At 52.2% G+C, this 16,305-nt stretch carries 11 protein-coding genes and 1 tRNA gene; 4 read left to right on the plus strand and 8 right to left on the minus strand.

The genetic code is table 11. The annotated features are described in order from the left end of the window. Nucleotide 1: 1 nt before the first annotated feature. The 5 genes from sbcB to LG323_RS08570 form a co-directional block, all read right to left on the minus strand. Nucleotides 2–1,471, minus strand: a complete 1,470-nt coding sequence (gene sbcB / locus LG323_RS08550) for an exodeoxyribonuclease I (RefSeq protein ID WP_404414888.1) — start codon at nt 1,469–1,471, stop codon at nt 2–4. 12 nt (nt 1,472–1,483) lie between these two features. Further along, nucleotides 1,484–1,753 carry a cell division topological specificity factor MinE gene (minE, locus tag LG323_RS08555; protein ID WP_310697576.1) on the minus strand — a complete coding sequence of 90 codons (270 nt, stop codon included), beginning with the start codon at nt 1,751–1,753 and terminating at the stop codon, nt 1,484–1,486. Next, nucleotides 1,753–2,565 (minus strand): septum site-determining protein MinD, encoded by an 813-nt coding sequence (minD, locus tag LG323_RS08560; protein ID WP_310697577.1) that lies wholly within the window; start codon nt 2,563–2,565, stop codon nt 1,753–1,755. The genes minE and minD overlap by 1 nt, the downstream gene beginning before the upstream one ends. A 19-nt stretch (nt 2,566–2,584) precedes the next feature. Next, a complete protein-coding gene (minC, locus tag LG323_RS08565) occupies nt 2,585–3,286 on the minus strand; it encodes a septum site-determining protein MinC (RefSeq protein ID WP_404414891.1) in 702 nt (233 codons plus the stop codon). A 74-nt stretch (nt 3,287–3,360) separates the two neighbouring features. Further along, nucleotides 3,361–5,778 carry a xylulose 5-phosphate 3-epimerase gene (locus tag LG323_RS08570; protein ID WP_404414894.1) on the minus strand — a complete coding sequence of 806 codons (2,418 nt, stop codon included), beginning with the start codon at nt 5,776–5,778 and terminating at the stop codon, nt 3,361–3,363. Between the two features lie 188 nt (nt 5,779–5,966). Here LG323_RS08570 and LG323_RS08575 point away from each other — a divergent pair, with 188 nt between their 5' ends. Beyond that, entirely contained in the window at nt 5,967–8,660 is a 2,694-nt protein-coding gene (locus tag LG323_RS08575) for a DUF349 domain-containing protein (RefSeq protein WP_404414897.1), read from the plus strand. Between the two features lie 57 nt (nt 8,661–8,717). Here LG323_RS08575 and phbB read toward each other — a convergent pair whose 3' ends face one another. After that, nucleotides 8,718–9,461 carry an acetoacetyl-CoA reductase gene (phbB, locus tag LG323_RS08580; protein ID WP_404414900.1) on the minus strand — a complete coding sequence of 248 codons (744 nt, stop codon included), beginning with the start codon at nt 9,459–9,461 and terminating at the stop codon, nt 8,718–8,720. Between the two features lie 220 nt (nt 9,462–9,681). Here phbB and LG323_RS08585 point away from each other — a divergent pair. Beyond that, nucleotides 9,682–9,758 (plus strand) — tRNA-Met (locus tag LG323_RS08585). Between the two features lie 203 nt (nt 9,759–9,961). Here LG323_RS08585 and LG323_RS08590 read toward each other — a convergent pair. Next, nucleotides 9,962–10,360, minus strand: a complete 399-nt coding sequence (locus LG323_RS08590; protein ID WP_404420126.1) for a GFA family protein — start codon at nt 10,358–10,360, stop codon at nt 9,962–9,964. Nucleotides 10,361–10,924: 564 nt separating this feature from the next. Here LG323_RS08590 and LG323_RS08595 point away from each other — a divergent pair. After that, nucleotides 10,925–12,619: a PhnD/SsuA/transferrin family substrate-binding protein gene (locus tag LG323_RS08595; RefSeq protein WP_404414903.1), complete on the plus strand. Its 1,695-nt coding sequence runs from the start codon at nt 10,925–10,927 to the stop codon at nt 12,617–12,619. Between the two features lie 56 nt (nt 12,620–12,675). After that, nucleotides 12,676–16,014 (plus strand): ABC transporter substrate-binding protein, encoded by a 3,339-nt coding sequence (locus LG323_RS08600; RefSeq protein ID WP_404414906.1) that lies wholly within the window; start codon nt 12,676–12,678, stop codon nt 16,012–16,014. 7 nt (nt 16,015–16,021) lie between these two features. Here LG323_RS08600 and LG323_RS08605 read toward each other — a convergent pair whose 3' ends face one another. Beyond that, entirely contained in the window at nt 16,022–16,234 is a 213-nt protein-coding gene (locus LG323_RS08605) for a redoxin domain-containing protein (protein ID WP_404420127.1), read from the minus strand. Nucleotides 16,235–16,305 lie beyond the last annotated feature (71 nt).

Raw genomic sequence — 16,305 nt, forward strand, 5'->3', positions numbered from 1 at the left:
ACTACTCCATAAACTGCAGCGGCAGGATGGATTCCACATACAACTGCAATTCCTGGAGCAAAAACATCTGCTCCTGCTCCAGGGGTTGCTGGCTCAACCTGACCAGCTCCTGCTGCAAGCCTTCCAGAGTCAGGCTCGACAATACAGGTGAGTTTATTTTCTGCCAGCGAAACTCATCCCAACGCTCCCTTTCCGAGGAAGTCAGGGTTTCCGGCCAGTTGCGGGCGCGGTAGCGGAACAACATTTCTTCAATGCGTGGATCTTCAAAGCTTAATTCCAGCTCTCCCATTTCTTCAGGGTGGGCCGACCGGATTCGCTCAAACTGGGCTTTGTCCCGGTTGGAGAAAAAAGCGCCTGAGTAAAGCATCAGGTCAGGGTCCTGGCTTGCCGTGGCAAACGAATCCGTCTGCTGGAATACCTGCTGAAGCTTTTCAGCCAGGCCTTGAGCCCCCATCAACTGCTGCCAATGTTCTTCGTTTTTGTGCAGATCCAGGCCCAGGCGCTCCGCCAGATGCGGCTCCATCGCCTTGGCGGGCAACAGAACCGGACAGCGATTGATGTGCACCACTTTCAAGGGGATTCGCTCCAGTCCCTGAGCCTCCAGATCTGCCGTTTTGCTGAAAACTCTCTGTTGTATTTGCTCAACATCCAGACTCAGCAACACCTCCGGGCTGGCTGACAAATCATAAACAATCACCCCATTGGGATTGCTGGGATGTTGAGCCAGAGGCAAAACGATGGCCGCACAACCGCGGCTGGCGGGGTAACGACTGGAAATATGCAGCAGGGGTTTGGGTTGATGCAGCTGTAACAGGGGGCTGACCTGGCGCTTGCCTCTGAGTTGCAAAAGATGCTCAAACAGGCGCGGCTGCTTTTCGCGCAAGAGGCGAGCCAGAGCGATGGTGGCGCGTACATCGGCCAGGGCATCGTGAGCGGCATCGCCATGACTGATGCCATTGGCTGCGGTCAGATCTTCCAGCCGAAAGCTGGGCGTACCGTCTTCCTTAAGGGGCCAGTTGATGCCTTCAGGACGCAGGGCATAGGTTGCACGCACCAGATCAATCAAATCCCAGCGGGAGTTGCCGTTTTGCCACTCTCGGGCATAGGGATCAAAAAAATTGCGGTAAAAAAGATGACGGCTGACTTCATCATCAAAACGCAGTGAGTTGTAACCCAGCACACAGGTGTGGGGCTGGGCCATTTCTGCCTGAATACGTTGGGCAAATTCAGCTTCGGGCAGGCCTTTACGATAGGCTTCCTGGGGAGTGATGCCAGTGATCAGCAAGGCCTGGGGGTGGGGCAGGAAATCATCCGCAGGCTGGCAATAGAACATCTGCGGCTCACCGATTTCATTGAATTCGCTGTCCGTACGAATCGCAGCAAACTGGCAGGGACGGTCACGACGCGGGTCGGCTCCAAAGGTTTCATAATCATGCCAAAGAAAAGTCGTGTCACTCGCCGCTGAAGTCATGTCTTGCCCTGGTTAGCTGGATAGTTTGGATATTTCCTCTTCCGGAAAAGTCACGTTGATTTCCAGAGTCGACATCATACCATGTTGATCCATTTGCACCCGAACCTGGTCACTATTGATGGCAATATAGCGCTTAACCACATCCAGCACATCCTGCTGTAGACGTGGCAAGAATTCCGGCTGACCTCGCATCGTTCGCTCATGGGAAAGAATGATTTTCAATCGCTCCCTTGCAGCCGAAGCAGAGGAATTGGCATCTCGATGAAACAAACCTTTCAACATCACTTGCGCCCCCCAAACATACGATTCAGAAACCCGGTTTTTTCCGGCTCGACAAACTTCAAGGGGACCTCTTCACCCAGCAGGCGTGCCACAGCATCCTTGTAGGCTATGCTGGCATCGGTGCCCTCTTCGTGAATGACGGGAATCCCTTTGTTGGATGCTTTGAGTACGGATTCAGACTCGGGAATCAAACCCATCAAGGGAACCGATAAAATATCCTGCACATCCTCCAGGGACAGCATTTCACCTTCAGCCACCCGCTGACTGTTGTAGCGGGTCAAAAGCAGGTGCTCCTTGACCTTGCCACCATTTTTTGCGGCCTGGGTCTTGGCTTGCAACAGCCCGATGATGCGGTCGGTATCCCTTACCGAGGACACTTCAGGGTTGGTCACCAGCACAGCTTCATCAGCAAAATACATGGCCAACTGCGCCCCTCTTTCTATACCGGCAGGAGAGTCACAAAGGATATAATCAAAATCCATACTTAAAGCCTGAATCACCTGGTCGACCCCTTCCAGCGTCAGGGCGTCCTTATCCCGCGTTTGCGAGGCAGGCAGCATGAACAGGTCGTCCGCACGTTTATCGCGAATCAATGCCTGGTGAAGGCTGGCTTCCCCCTGAATGACATTGACCAGATCATAAACAACCCGGCGTTCACAGCCCAGGACCAGATCCAGGTTGCGCAGACCAACATCAAAGTCAATCATGACTGTTTTATAGCCACGCAGTGCCAGGCCACTTCCCAGAGAAGCGCAGCTGGTGGTTTTACCCACTCCCCCCTTGCCTGAGGTGATGACGATGATTTTAGCCAAAGTTTCGCCCTTCCATTATTTATAGTTGCGTTAAAGCTGTAGACACCAGCTTTTCACCTTGAAGTTCAATGCAAACTGCATCCCCTGCCGTCACAAAATCTGCGGAATAGCTGGTCTGATAATGGCCAGCAATGGCAATCAGCTCAGCCTCCAGGCGCAGGGTAAAAATTCTTGCTTGCTGATCACCCTGGATGCCTGCCAGAGCCCGCCCGCGAATCGCACCATAGACATGGATCTGACCACTGGCGAGAACTTCCGCACCCGGATTAACCGACCCCATGACCACCAGATCGCCTTTTTCATTGATCAACTGTTGGCCGCTGCGTACCGTGCCCTGATGCACCAGAGTGCGTGGCATTTCCTCCTGATTGGCAGCTGTTGCCGGTCGATCCAGGGAGTTCAGTGCCATTAAACCCAGCTTTCTGGCATAAGCCTGCAAATTCTTGTCTGCCGTTCTGACCGCCAGGAATTGAATGCCCAAACGTTTGCAGACCTCCTGCAACTCGGACAGATCCAGCATTTGATCCAATTGGGATAAATCCAGTACCAGGGGAGCAACCTTGAGTAGAGCGGACCCCTTGGCCAGCCGACTTTCCAGCTCAGCTTCCAGAAGCCCTATCTGGCCGGTATTGGGCTGCATCAGGGTTGCCGGCAGCGAAGTGCCCTTAAGCTTGAAAGGTGTTGTCACCAGATTCAGTCTGGGACTGGTCGCATCGGCCATAAAACCGCTCCACCTATATACAATTTATAAAACAAAGATACGCTATTTATACAAATCATCCCATTAAAAAAAGATTAACGGTCATTAAGGCCAAATGTTTCCAATTCTTCAGCGTCTAGCCAGGCCTGCAAAGGCTGCCTGGTCATTTCTGCCAAAGCCTGGAGGGCATGCACCCAACTGCAGCGATTGGCAATGAGCAGCCCCTTCACATCCAGCGTTCCACCGCGGTTAATATAGCCCAAAGCGCGAGTATGATCTGTACCCAGATCCAGAGGCCGCAAATGCCCCAGCAGGACTTCGGGGCGAGTGTGGCACAGAAACAATCGATCCGTTACGGCTGCCGGAAAAAGGCGCTCCTGTACTGACGCCGGAGCTTGCCAGACGGCTTCCTGGGCATCACGCGGTTTACGGAAACGGCCCGGCTCCTGCAAATACACCAGCGAAGCTCTGGCACCGCGTTTTTCCAGGCGCTGCCAGGCCAGTAAACCCTCCTGCAACTGGTAGGCACCCACGGCCACCAACTGCAATGGAGCCTGGGCATCCCCGGCAATCAAAAGCGCACCTTCCTGAGTCAGCTGTTCAGCCTGCTGAGGGGTCAAGTGCACGGGTAGAGCACGCTTGGGTATCACCAGGTTGGCAATCTGGCCCTGATGGCGATAGACCTCCAGCAAAGCCGCTGCAGCCGAGTTGGCATCGGCCGGGAAGATCACCCGCGAGACATCCGCCATCTCCCCCAGCAAAGCTTCTGCCAGGGTGGAGTCCTGGTGCGATTGTTCGTTTTTGCCGTTCTCCCAAAGGTGGGAGCTGGAAATCACCGGCAGAGAGCGCCAGCCGGGTTGTTCGCCCTGCTCTATTTGATGACGCGAAAAAATGATTTCCTGACGTAATGCACCCAGCATTTTAACCGCAAAAGCCTCATAGGAAACCACCAGGTTCAAACCGCCCTTGTTGGCCAGGGCCGCACTGACCACAGCTTCTTCATTGAGGGCGGTAATCACGGCCCCATCCCGGGCTTCATCCTGAGACAGCTCAGGCTGGGTGACCCGATGCTTCAGTTTGGCCAGCGTCAGGTTCATGTTGTTGCTGGAAATTTCATCCGGGTTGCCCACCCGCACCCGCAACTTCGGGTTGGCCTTCACCAAAGCGCAAAAAGCAACATCCACCGCTGCCATGGGCGAATAATTTTGGTGGGCCTCGGTCCAGGGCACTTCAGGAATGGCTGGATCGACCCTGCGTCGGGCAAGAGAGTGGTCTTTTTCCTGGGGACGCTGCTGAAGTTCGTGCTGGCGGAAACGCTTCACCGCCTTCTGAAGTTCCTTCACCGGCACCCAAAGCCGGGCTGCACCTTCATTAAACAGCCGCAATGATTCAGCATCCTGGGCAGGATTGCCCGGCAGAGGGGTGCCATGCGCCCGGTTGGTTCCTGCACCGGGAAAGCCATAACCCTTGGGTGCCTCAGCAATCAGATAGGGCAGGCGTACCGGATAGGAGCGTTTGTCATGGCCGATCTCAGCAGCCTCATCTTCCAGCCACTGCTCACCGGTCAGGATGCCCCAGGCGAAAGCCGCTGGGTCACGGCCATCAATAATGCTGGGCTGGAAGCCATGATGACTCAAGTGTTCGGCAAACCATTCCGAGCCACCTTCCATCGCCAGAGTCGAACGCTGGTCAATACGCCGGCCATTGGCAATCATCACCGGAACCACCAGGCCGCAATCCTCCGAACGCCACCAAAGAGGAGCCCAATCACTGCCGCGCTGCTCTTCAAAAGCACCATCAGAAAGAAAGGTGACCAGGCGCTCATTTTTTTCGCTGGCATGCACATACTGCAAGGCGGTAAAACCCAGGTAACCGCCTTCACTGACAGCTCCGGCTGTATTGGGATTCAGGTGACTGCCCAGAGGTGAAGCCGGTTTACCGTCCGGCGTCAAAGCATAGGAATAAAAATCCTTCACAAAGCGTGTAAGCACTTCTGAAGACCACTGCGGATAGGCTTCAGCATGGCGTTTTTTCTGATTGCCCAGCAGGAGGTTCACACTGTCAATGGCTGCCACACAGTGGCCCTGCTCCATCATCCAACTGCGGGTGTGGCCACTGAGCAAATTGGCCAGCATATAGCCCACATAAGCAGGCACCATATTCAGAGAACCCCCGGTGTGCCCCTGAGGGTCCTTCTTGAAAGATTCCGCACCCAGAGGCTTGCCCTCCACATCCACCTGCTTGGCATAGGTGGCATGAACCACCAGCCACATGGCGGCATTGGCCAGCTTGTCGGCAGCCTGCAAAGCCTCCAGCAGGTTTTTGCGCGGCTGGCTTTGCTGTTCCAGTTGCTCCAACAACTCTGCAATCCTGATCTGGGTCAGAGGTTGGTGAACGATCACCCCACAGCCTTCGGCCCAGGCCGCAAAATCCGGGTCTGCAGCCCTCAGGCGCTCAGCTTCCTGTTCCGCATGAGAGTGATCCATTAAGGAAGTGTGGAAACGGCTGGTCATAAAAACTCCTTGAAAGGCGACAACTTATACTGCGCCCCTGCCGGTCTCATCTGTTAGAATGAGCCTTCTCTGTCAGGGCCACTGTTTTTTCTTAGTCTATTCGCCCTGACTCGGCTTTGCACCCGCTAATGGGCTGCAAGGTACGGAAAACCTTTCTTTATTTCTGGTAGCAAGGGCAATCTCAAGTCATGAATTCGTTGTTAGTCCGAATCGCACCGCGCTTTTTCAAACCTTCGCTTGCCCACAGTAAGCGCAGTATCCGTCTGATGGCGCTACAAAGACTGGATTTACAAAACCCTGCACAGCAGGAGCGCTTCCTGGCCTGGTTGCAGGAAGAGACAGACCCGGACGTCATTCAGCAAGCCCTGCCTCTGTTTCCGCGTTTACAGCCCTTGCTGGAACTTCTGCAGTCTGAACTCAAACCCTGCCCTGAGCCTTTGGGCAGCTTACTGACCCGGCACCTCAGCCAAACCCTGAGCAGCCCGAATGACCTCTCGGACGAACACCAGACAACCCTGGCAAAAACCACTCACCAGGGGCTGCTGCTGGAGCTGATCAGCCAGGCCGACTCCCTGGATTTGCGCCTTCGGGCCTTAAACCAGCTGACGACCAACGAAGACAACTGGCTGGAAATCGCCCTCAGCAACTCTCTATCCAAAGTGCGTTATCAGGCAGCCAGCCGGATACAAGGCGAAAAGGCCCTGGAAAAACTCGTCAAGGAAGCTCAGGGCGACAAAAGAGTTCAACGCCTGGCCCGCGAAAGACTGGCCGACTTGAAAGCCCAGGAGCAAAAGCGTCTGGAAGCCCTGGAGCAAAAGCAAAAACTGCTTCAACAGCTGCGCCAACACCTGAACAGCAAGGATCAGCAGCTTTTTGCCGCCCGTCTGGAACACCTCCAACGCCAGTGGTCACTGCTGGAAGACTTTCCTGCGGATGCCCAGACTGAAAGCCATTACCAGGAACTGCTGCTCGCGGCTCAACAGCAAGCAGCCGAACTGGCTGCGCAAGAGGAAGCCCAGCGCCAGCGGGAAGCCGACAAGCAAGCCTGCCAGAAACAACAAACAGAACTTCTTCAGCAGCTCGAAGAATGGGCCACTTCAACGGCCACTCAACGGATCGAACAACCGCAGGAACTCCAGGCCCAGCTTCAGCAACTGACCGAAAGCTGGCAGGCCAGCAATGACCTGCATCCCGCTTCGGCCAGCCACAAACGCCAATGGCAAAAACTCTCCGAGCAATTGCAGCAGGCTTTTGCAGCCTGGGAAGGCTTTTACACGCTCTGTGCTGACTTGCAAATTCTACTGGCCGAGGACCACTGGTCCGACCTGCAGGCCCAGGCCGGTCAAAGACTGCTCAACAAGCTTGACTGGCCTGCGGCCCTGACTGCGCCGGAAGAAGTCCTTGCCTTGCGCGAACGCCTGGCGAAGCAAGCCAGTGAACAGCAAGCACCCGCTCAGCCAGACACCAGTGACTTTGATGAAAATCGCTGTCGTAATGATCTACAACAACTGGAAACACTTCTGGACGAAGGCAGCAGTCGGCCTGCCCAGCGTCTTTTGCAACAACTACAAAGCCAGATGGAAGCTGCACCTGCAGCCTTTCGCCAGAAACACACCCCACGACTGCGCAAACTCACCGCCCAGGCTGCAGAGCTAAAAGACTGGCAGGGCTTTGTGGCTGCCCCTAAAAGAGAAGCCCTCTGCGAACAAATGGAAGCCCTGGCTGACGACCAGAGCATGGAGCCTCAAGCCAAGGCCGACCGCATTCAGGCATTGCAAAATGAATGGCGTGAACTGGGTTCGGCTGCCATTAACAAAAGCCTCTGGAAACGCTTCAAGAAGGCAGCGGATCTGGCCTATGAACCCTGCAAAGCCTGGTTTGCCGAACAAGCCAAACAGCGCGAATACAACCAGCAGCAACGCCAGATCATCTGTGAAGAACTGGAAGCCTTGAGCCAGGAGAATAGCCACAAAAATCTGGATGAAGAAGGTCTGGACAAGCTGCTGACCCAGGTACACGACGAGTGGCGACGCTTTAACCCGGTGAACCGGGTCGAAGGCAAACGTCTGGCAGAACGCTTTCAACAAGCCCTCACCCCCATCAAGGATTATCTCTACGGCCTGCGTCAGGAGCATGCTGACCGGAAGCGCCAACTCATCACCGAAGCCAAAGCGCTACTGGACAGCGAAGACCTGCAAGCCGCAACCGCGACCAGCAAGGAACTGCAAAACCTATGGCGACAGGTGGGTCGCGCACCCGGCAGCCTTGAACACCAACTCTGGAAAGAATTTCGGGCTGCTTGTGACCAACTCTTCCAACAGCGTGATGAACAACGCCAGAGCCAGAACCAGGCCCGTGAAGAGCGCTTTTTGCAAGCCCGGCAAGAACTCAGTGAAGCCCGACAAGCTTTGCAGGCAGGGCAGCTTTCAAGCGCCAGAAAGCTCTATCAATCAGCAGCTTCTTTGCGCTCAATTCCCCGCAAGAAAACCGAAAGCTGGCAGCAGGAACTGCAAGACTTTGCCGCACAGCTGCAAGCTGCCACCCGGCAGAACCAACACCAGGAACAACTGCATCAACTGGAAGCAAGCTGGCAACAACTGCCTGAGGACCGACCTCTGGCTGACCCGGAGCTGGCCAAACGCCTCACGGTCAAACTGGAGACCCTGGCAGGTCTTCCTGTACCTGAAGAAGACCAGGCCCTGAAAATGCAACTCCAGGTGGAAAGACTCAACGCCGGTATCAAGGGTGAGAACACCGCAAACAACCGGCAGCAGGAAGCCAGAGAACTGCTGGATCACTGGCTGGAAAGCGTAAAAAGCCGGGAAGGAAGCCTCTCAAATCGTTTCTTTCAGGCTCTGAAAACCTGCTACCAACCCGACTGAAAAAAAAGGGCAGACCTCACGGCCTGCCCTTTTTCATGAACAGTCAGTCAGCTGTTTCTAGTGCATGTACTGACCGCCATTGGCGGAAATATTGGCACCGGTGATAAAGCTGGACGCTTCATCAGCCAGGAAAACCACGATACGTGCAATATCCTCCGGTTCACCAAAGCGCCCTACAGGAATCTGGGCCTTGATACCCTCACGAATGTCTTCCTTGATCTTCATGATCATATCCGTGGCAATGTAACCCGGTGAAATGGTGTTAACGGTAATCCCTTTTTTCGCCGTTTCCTGGGCCAGGGCCTTGGTGAAACCATGCATGCCGGACTTGGCTGCCGAATAGTTGGTCTGGCCCATCTGGCCTTTTTCAGCATTGATGGATGAAATGTTGATAATACGGCCATACTGCTGTTCCAGCATTCCGTTCAGGCAGCTTTTGGATGTGTTAAACACACTGTCCAGGTTGGTGCTCAGAACAGCACGCCACTTATCCACATCCAGTTTCTTCAGCATGCCATCTGCAGTTATCCCGGCATTGTTGACCAGTACAGAAACGGTTCCGTGCTTCTCCTGAATCTCGGCATAGCTTTTGCTGACCGAGTCAAAATCCGTCACATCCGCATAACTGATGTCGATGTCATAACCGGCTGCTTTTTGTTCTTCTTGCCAGGCTTTGGCTTTTTCTGCGTTGGAGTAACCAGCCACCACTTGGTAACCTGCATCGGCCAGAGCATGACAAATCCCCGTACCGATTCCACCAGTGCCACCTGTAACCCAAGCTATATTTTTTTGCATTGTCAATCTCCCTCAAAGTACCAAAATCCGGCTACTGAGCCGGAGCCAAAATTCACCCGACTTCTTGTTTTCTTTCTGGGGTTTGGGACTCAGCCTTGCTGCTTATTGTTTTTATCGCAGAGACAGAACCCAACAGTCACAAACTACAGCTTTACCACATAAAATCAAATGACTTTTAGTCTTGTATTGACACCCGACAAAAAATCCCTATAATACGCCCCACTGATGCGGGGTGGAGCAGCCTGGTAGCTCGTCGGGCTCATAACCCGAAGGTCGTCGGTTCAAATCCGGCCCCCGCTACCAAAATCTTAAGAAGGCGAATCAATGACTTAGTTGATTCGCCTTTTTTCGTTTCAGCTCCCCCTTCATTCCCCGGCTCTTATCTAAAGTAATAGCACAGTTTATCCAGCTTGTCCGTGACGATGCTGCTTCCCTTGTGGTTTATCAGCCTAGAATAAGCGTCTTCATACAGCGCACCTTTGCGTGTAACTTACCCCACCATGAATTCAAGGGGAGCCCTCAAACTCTGGCACATCACCTAGCCTTCTATCCCAAACAGCTTTGCTAGATGTAAATATGTGAGCTGTTGGTGACATAGAAATGTCCGTGTCCAAACACCCAGCGGGAACAGTGAGCAGAACTGCGTTATGAATGCTTGGCAATGCTGAACCACAGAGCTTACAAAAACTTTTCTTGTGACGAGTACCTGGAAGTGTGAAGGTAGTCACTGAATCTGAGCCCGCCAACCAAGTCAATTTAGCTGACTTCGAAAATAGATTGGCCGCATGAGCAGACCCAGTATCCTTTTGGCAATACTGGCAATGACACAGGTAAAAACCGTCGAACTTCCCTTGCACTTCAAATTTTGCATTGCCACACAGACAAGAACCAATGTAATCAGTCATCAAATCCCCTTCTTCTAGGGCTTCCAGATGGCGCACACTTCACAAGCCTGAAGGAAAGCCTCAGTCTAAAAATGCCGACCCTACGTGAATTCTGGAACACTTTTCACCATCAACAGCTTCAGAGTACGCAGGAGCGAGAAAATTTCTTAAAAACCGAAATTTCCGGAACCGGGGGATCATGACGGCACCGCCGAAATTCTTTTTGATTTGGTTCAGGAAGGGGTGGTTCATATCGGGCCTGCTTACTGCCTAAACAGAAGCAATACCATCTCTTTGCTGGTCGCTTCTGTTTAACATTAGTTAATCCTCAAAAAGAAACATTTCGTAACTTTTCGTGTATTATTTATACGAAAACTCTAATTTGAGACGGTTTACACCTTGGTATCACAAGCAAAAAGGTCAACAATGCCCAGAACGGAAGCAAATAAAGACTCGCAAGGACTTGCTGGCAAGAAGGTTTTAGCTCAGGTTTTAGCCTTGACTCTCCTTCTACTTAGCCTTCCTGCTGTTGCCTTGCAGAATACGCTGACCTTGGGCGTTTTTGCTTATAGGCCAGTTCCAGTCATGCAAGAGCGCTTTCAACCTCTGGTTGACCATCTCAACAGCCAACTGACAAACACCCAAATTGAGCTTTTGGTTCTTTCCCAGTCACAGCTAGAAGATGCTATAGCTGCCAATCAGCTGGATCTGCTTTTTACCAACCCCAGCCACTATATTCATTTACGCCACCACTACTCTCTTCATGGTGTGTTAGCCACCCTGGTGAACCGGGAGCAGGAAATACCCGTCAGGCAACTGGGTGGTGTTATTTTAGCTTCCAAATCCTCGGGTATTCAAACGCTGTCTGACCTCCAAGGGCACGAGGTTGCTATTCCGGGGAAGCGTTTTCTCGGCGGCTTTCAAACTCAGGCTTACGAGCTTTTGGAAACAGAGCAACTGAATATACCCAGTGATGTAAAGGTCAGGGAGCTGGGTAGCCATGATGCCGTTATTCAATCCTTAATCAGCGGTCAGAGCGAAGTCGGTTTTGTTCGAACAGGCATCCTGGAACAGTTTTTCACAAGCGTAGAGCAGCTACCTAGTCACTTACGTTTGATTAACCCTCAGCAGTATCCCGACTATCCCTTTGCTCTCTCTACTCGTCTTTACCCTGAGTGGCCGTTGGTTACCGTCAAACCTTGCCCCTGTGAACGCGAAATCCTCAGATCTTTAATCAATTTGGCTCCTGACCACCCCGCCGTTCAGAAGCTGGGCATTGATGGTTTTGCGCCACCGGCTGATTACTCAACCATGGAAATGCTTGCCAAGGCACTCCACTTACCCCCTTATGCTCGCCACTCCCCTATCCATTTGGATGACTTATGGGAAGAGTATCGCTGGCCTCTGGCTCTAAGTGCCGTTTTTCTTTTACTTTTATTCACTTTCACTGTTCAACAGTACCGGAGCAACAAACACCTGGCCACGACCCTGAAGCAGCTTAAAAGGCAAGAGGAAGCAACTCATCTAGCCCAGACAGCATTGGAAGAGAAAGCAGAACTCCTCAAGCAATCCAACAATGAACTGGAGCAGTTTGCCTATGTCGCCAGCCATGATTTGCGCCAGCCTCTCAGGATGATTACAAGTTATCTGCAAATGCTGGAAAAACGTTTGTCTGGCCAGCTGGATGAAGAAACCCGGGAGCTTTTTCATTTTGCAGTGGATGGCGCGAAAAGACAGGATGAGATGTTAAAATCTCTTCTTGAGTATTCACGCGTAGGGCGGATTGGTGAGCCCTTAGTGCTTGTCGACAGCAAAAAACACCTCGCGGAAGCACTAGCCTTTCTCAATCCTGATATCAAGCAGTCACTCGCGCAAATTGAAATACAGGGCAACAACTGGCCCAGAGTTGAAGCCAGCCCCAATGAGTTAACCCGCCTTTTTCAGAACCTGATCAGCAATGCGATCAAGTATCACCAACCCGACTTGCCACCGGAAATTAGTGTCTCCGTTAAATCCTCGGAGGATTACTGGATATTTAAGGTGGAAGACCAGGGTATCGGCATCAACCCCAATCAGTTTGATCGCCTGTTCAAGGTTTTTCAGCGGCTGCACACCCGCTCTCAATATGAAGGCACCGGCATAGGTTTGGCGCTTTGCCACAAGATAGTTGCTCGCCATGGGGGAAGTATCTGGGTGGAGTCTGATGGTGAGGATCAGGGAACCCGCTTTTTCTTCACCTTGCCCCGAGTGAAACAGACTTCGTGTTTGAGTGCAGGGTAATATCAGATAAGCTTAGCTTTACATAATGATACATTTTAGGTAGGCAGGAGACTGAGTTGTCAACCAAACACACTTCCCCGATACGCCTGGGACTGATGGCGCCTCTAACAGGGCTGGTTCAAATTTATGGTCAGGAGATCTGTTGGGCCGCCCGGATTGCTGTCGAAGAAATCAATCAAGCGGGCGGTCTTCTGGGTCGCCCTCTTGAACTTGTCATCGAGGACGATGGTAGTCTGCCTGAAACGGCAGTGCCCGCTGCTCAACGCTTACTGGATCAGCACCAGTGTTGCGCTTTCATTGGAAATCTCCTTTCTAACTCTCGCATTGCCGTAGCCGAACAGGTCAGCGAGCCAAGACGCACCCCCTATCTGAACTTTTCTTTTTATGAAGGCAGTATCGCAGGCCGTTACTTCTTTCATTTTGCTGCCCTGCCGAATCAGCAAATTCAGCGCATGATTCCCTATATGGCCAGAAAATACGGCTCAAAATTCTATTTTGCAGGGAATAACTACGAATGGCCTCGCGGTTCGATTGATGCAGCCAAGGCTTCGCTGTTATCCATGAAGGGTGAAGTGGTGGGAGAGCAATATTTACCCATCGGCACTTCCCCAGAAGACATTGATTGGCTCCTAGAAGGAGTGGCCCGCTCCGGTGCTGATGTCTTTGTGCCCTACTTTGCAGGCATTGATCAGATCAATTTGCTCAGCCGCTTCACTGAAAAAGGATTGAAACAGCGTATGGCTGTGGTGATGGGGCATTATGATGAAGTGCTTGTTTCCCATCTCCAGCCAGAAGTTCGAGAAGGCTTTTATTCCAGTAACACCTACTTCATGTCGGTTAAGACAGAGGCCAATCAGCACTATCTGCAGCGTTTGGCCGAGCAGCCGGATGTGGACGGCATCTGGCCTCAAGGACAAGGCACCCTAACCAATTTTGGTGAAGGAACCTATGTTTGTGTGAAGGCATTTTCCCAGGCAATCACTCAGGCAGGCAGCACCGATCCTGAAGCTCTGGTTGCTGCTCTGGAACAAGTCAACATCGAAGCACCTCAAGGCCAAGTCAAGATGGATGGCAGCATTCATCATGCGCAGGTGAACAGTTATCTCTCGCGCTGTCAGGCAGATGGCACCTTTGAAATTCTAGAAAACTTTGGCGCCATTCACCCCCGTATTCCTGAGTATTATCGCGAAGCCTTTCGGCGCGCCTTTAATACGCCTTTTGACTCAAAAGAAAAGCAAACCACGAATATCCAGCGTATCGCGGAAGAAGCCTTTCAATCACGTCAAAGAGATCAGGGCGCAAGCCGTATTCTTTCTGTTGCCGATATTGCCGTTGTCGCCTGCGATGAGGCCGGTTTGATTAATGAAGTCAATGCAACAGCAGAACTTCTATTTGGCTATCAAACAGGTGAACTGATCGGTATGTCCGTTCATTCTCTAGTACCCCCTGCGTTGCGTGGACGCCATGCTGATCATATTCAGCATTTTATTGGCAGCGACCAGACCGAAGTGCGCATGAATCGGCGCTCGGAAATCTCGGGGTATCGCAAGGATGGTACCTACTTCCCAATGGAAGCCTCCATTGCCAAGGTGCGCGGAACCAACGGTTGGTTACTGGTGGCAACGATTCGCGATCTGACTCAGGATAAAAAGAAGCGACAGGATATAGCTTGGCAAGCCACTCATGACACTCTGACAGGCCTGCCCAACCGGAACTTGATTCTGGAACGTTTAACTCATGCGTTAGAGCGATCCAAGCGTGGTCCAGGCACTCTGGCTCTGCTGTTTATTGACCTGGATGGATTCAAGGAGGTAAACGATTCCTACGGCCACGCAGCTGGAGATCAGCTTCTTAAAACGCTTTCCCAGCGCTTGATTCAAGCTGTCAGACCTGGCGATACGGTGGCACGTTTGGCGGGCGATGAGTTTGTAGTGGTCTGCGAAGCCCTAGAAGCAGCCGATGAGGTGGCCCAGGTTGCTCAGCGCCTGGGAGAAGAATTAAGGCGTATGGTGCATTATCAGGGCAGTGACCTGTCAATCAGTGCCAGCATTGGAATTGCTGTGGGTCATGGCACCACCCATTCAGCCCAGGATCTGTTAAGGAATGCAGATGCTGCCATGTATGCCATTAAGCAAAAAGGGCGGGATGGCTGGCAGTTTTTCAGTCAGCAGGTTCAGCAAGAGGCTTCCCAACGCCTGGAAATCGCTTCCGGTCTGCGCCAGGCGCTTGGGCGTAATGAGTTTTACGTGAACTATCAGCCGATTGTTGGTAGTGACTCAGGCGTCATCAAGGGTATGGAGTTGCTTTTACGCTGGCGCTCACCCAAAGGAGAAATTTCCCCTGCGCAGTTCATTCCAGTGGCCGAGTCCAGCCGAATTATTGTGGATATCGGTCGTTGGGTGTTTGAGCAGGCCTGCCTAACTGAACAGCGTCTCTATCATTATTTTGGTGAGTCAGCCCCCTATATTTCCGTTAACCTTTCAACCCGCCAAATGATTGACGAGCAGCTGGTTGAAAGCTTTGAGGTCATCCTCAAGCGAACCGGAGCACGAGCAAATAATCTAGTTCTGGAAATCACAGAAACGGCCCTGATGGCTGATATCAGTAACACCCGTGCCGTACTGGAGCGTTTGGTTGATATGGGTTTACGCTTGGCTGTGGATGACTTTGGTACCGGCTTTTCCTCTTTGGCTCAATTGGTTCACTTACAGGCACATACGCTAAAAATTGACCGTGCCTTTATCGATCGTTTGGATCAACAGCGCGATCAGCAGGCTGTAGTTGCAGCGATTAGCCGCATGGGTCGGTCGCTGCAGCTGCAATTGATTGCAGAGGGCGTGGAAACAGCTGAAGAGCGAGATCTGGTTTGTGCTCTGGGGATTCAATCCATTCAGGGGTACTACTTTTACCGACCGATGGCCGAAGAAAAGCTCATAACCCTTTTGGAAGAGCGTAAAGAATCTTTGGAAATCGACTCTGAAGGTATGTATTTCTTGATCTACATCAGTTGCCCGAGCCCTGATCTAACCCCAGAAGATTTTTCCCGGCTGGCTGCTGAATCTGCACATAAAAACCGTCGGCTGGGTATAACCGGCCAGTTAATCCTACTGGAGGGGGCGTGTATTCAGTACCTGGAAGGCAAACAAAGCAGAGTGGAAAAGCTGTTTGAGCGGATTGAGGCGGACTCACGCCATTGCCAGGTCTCTGTTATTGCGGGTGGTGTTCTTGATGAGCGGTTATTTATGGACTGGTATATGGGCTTTCACCGTATGGATTCCTCCCTGTTACAAAAACACCTGACAAGCCAGGTTCAGCAAGATAATTACTCCTGTTATCGCGACAGCCCCCACTTGGCCTACCACCTATTTGAAACCCTGGCAGAACACGTAACCTGATCTGATTTTAATGGACAGCAGCCCTGCGGTCATTTTCAATCCACTTTAAGTGCTCTTCCACAGAATCTGTAGACAAGCCCAGTGGCTTAACAATGCAATCCGAAAACTCCTTACTCAGCTGTGCAGTGCGACCCATTTCCGTGGTGCAGACGGGGGTAAAGTTGGCTGGGTGGCTGAAAAAGAAAACCCAGGAAGTTCCACTCCACTCATGAAAGCTTATAGAGCCTTTAGTGGTTTCAACCTGAAAATCAGGGCTATTTCGCCAAGACGAATGCTCTTAGGGCTCCTCCT

Source organism: Marinospirillum sp. (assembly GCF_044810985.1).
Lineage (GTDB): Bacteria > Pseudomonadota > Gammaproteobacteria > Pseudomonadales > Halomonadaceae > Marinospirillum.

Coding starts and splice junctions, on each gene's coding strand:
- LG323_RS08590 (WP_404420126.1), bottom strand. CDS start 10,360: ATGACTGATTACATTGGTTCTTGTCTGTGTGGCAATGCAAAATTTGAA.
- LG323_RS08595 (WP_404414903.1), top strand. CDS start 10,925: ATGCAAGAGCGCTTTCAACCTCTGGTTGACCATCTCAACAGCCAACTG.
- minE (WP_310697576.1), bottom strand. CDS start 1,753: ATGTTGAAAGGTTTGTTTCATCGAGATGCCAATTCCTCTGCTTCGGCT.
- LG323_RS08570 (WP_404414894.1), bottom strand. CDS start 5,778: ATGACCAGCCGTTTCCACACTTCCTTAATGGATCACTCTCATGCGGAA.
- LG323_RS08575 (WP_404414897.1), top strand. CDS start 5,967: ATGAATTCGTTGTTAGTCCGAATCGCACCGCGCTTTTTCAAACCTTCG.
- minC (WP_404414891.1), bottom strand. CDS start 3,286: ATGGCCGATGCGACCAGTCCCAGACTGAATCTGGTGACAACACCTTTC.
- sbcB (WP_404414888.1), bottom strand. CDS start 1,471: ATGACTTCAGCGGCGAGTGACACGACTTTTCTTTGGCATGATTATGAA.